The following is a 1,816-nucleotide window of genomic DNA, read 5'->3' as shown; positions in this document are numbered from 1 at the left end:
TTCAAGTTCAACGTTTAACGCGGGCAGCCACCGCCGGATTCTCGGTGGCGATTCCGGCCCGAACCTCGGGGACATTGTCGCGCTTCCTCATTTACGTGAGCTCCGCGACTCCGGCCAGCTCACCGCTACCCCCATCTTCGATAGCTTGAGCGAGCTCGACCACGACCATCTGATCTGGTGCACTGGTTTCCGTCCGGCCCTCAGTCCATTCCGCCACCTCATGCGTGGCCGCGAAACCGCAGTGAAGAATCTGCATCTAGTCGGTTATGGCAACTGGACCGGCGACGGATCGGCAACCCTGATGGGTGTGGGGCTCTTTGCCAAACACACTGCCCAGGTAGTCGCGGACCGTGTCGATGAAGCTCGGCAGCAAAAGTTTTGAGGCGACGCTTGGTCCCTGAGCAGCTCGATCCTTCCAAGATCCGCGCTGGAGAGCCAGCGCGCTGGGCGAAGGTGTGTCTCAGCGCTTCGCTTGCGCAGCCCGCAGGCCGTTCAGAATCACGATGACCTCGGCGACCTCGTGAACCAACACGACGGCGGCCAGGCCCAGCACACCGCTGATCGCCAGTGGCATCAACACGATGATGATGGCCAGAGACAGCACGATGTTCTGGTTAATAATCCTGCTGCCTCGACGGGCGTGCTGCAGCGCCTGCGGGATCAACCGGAGGTCGTGGCCGGTGAAGGCGACGTCAGCGGACTCGATTGCGGCGTCAGAGCCGGTCGCTCCCATCGCAATGCCCACCGTCGCGCCCGCCAGTGCCGGCGCGTCGTTGATGCCGTCGCCGATCATCGCCGTCGGCGTCTTGGAGGAGAGTTCGGCGACGATGCTTGCCTTGTCCTCCGGGCGAAGCTCGGCGCGCACGTCGTCGATTCCGGCGATTTCAGCCAGCGCCCGGGCGGTGCGAGTGTTGTCGCCGGTGAGCATGCTCACTTCCACGTCGTTGGCGTGCAGGGTCTGCACGGCTTCGGGCACCTCGGGCCGCAGCTCGTCGCGGACCCCGATCGCCCCAGAGAGGGCGTCATCGACGGTGACAAGGACGCAGGTCTGGCCCTCGGACTCCATGCGCTCAACGTCTGCCTTTAGTGGCCCGGCGTCGATCCACCGGGGGCTGCCCACCAGCACCCGTCGACCTTCGACAGTGCCGCCGATGCCATGTCCGGCTTCCTCGTTGATATCCTGGGCGGCGGGCGCTTCGGGCACCGCTGCCGCGATCGCCGCAGCGAGGGGGTGCGTCGATTGCTGCTCAACTGCCGCCGCGAAGGCAAGCACCTGCGCCGGATCGAATCCGTCTGCCGGGACCACGTCGGTAACCTCGGGCTGGTTGCGGGTAAGGGTTCCGGTCTTGTCCACCGCCAGGTGACGGATGCCACCGAGTCGCTCGAACGCCGCGCCGGACTTGATGACCACGCCGAACTGGCTGGCCGCGCCGATCGCGGCCACGACCGTCAGCGGCACGGAGATTGCCAGCGCGCACGGCGACGCTGCGACCAGGACTACCAGCGCTCGGGTGATCCACGTCTCGGGGTTGCCCAGCAGCGAGCCGATCACGCCGACCAGCACCGCCAGGATCATCACCCCGGGCACTAGGGGTTGGGCAATTCGGTCGGCGATCCGGGCGCGGTCACCCTTCTCCGCCTGCGCCTGCTCGACGAGGTCGACGAGTGTGGTCAGCGAGTTGTCCGTTCCAGCTGCGGTCGTCTCGACCTCCAGCACACCGGCGGAGTTGATCGCTCCCGCGGGTACCTCGTCGCCGGGCGCAACCTCCTCCGGAATGGATTCTCCGGTGATCGCTGAGGTGTCAAGGCTGGAGCG

General features: G+C 66.0%; 1 protein-coding gene and 1 pseudogene. One reads left to right on the top strand and one right to left on the bottom strand.

The genetic code is table 11. The annotated features are described in order from the left end of the window. A pseudogene (locus Q0331_RS05260) lies at positions 1-382 on the top strand (pyridine nucleotide-disulfide oxidoreductase); the annotation flags it as partial. Positions 383-460: 78 nt separating this feature from the next. Here the strand turns inward: Q0331_RS05260 and Q0331_RS05255 are convergent. Beyond that, a partial coding sequence (locus tag Q0331_RS05255) for a cation-translocating P-type ATPase (protein WP_298075421.1) occupies positions 461-1,816 on the bottom strand: 1,356 nt, incomplete at its 5' end.

The sequence above is a fragment of the uncultured Corynebacterium sp. genome (assembly GCF_937999985.1).
Classification (GTDB): domain Bacteria; phylum Actinomycetota; class Actinomycetes; order Mycobacteriales; family Mycobacteriaceae; genus Corynebacterium.
The sequence above is the reverse complement of the archived record's forward strand: the minus strand, read 5'-3'. Positions and strand labels throughout refer to the sequence as shown.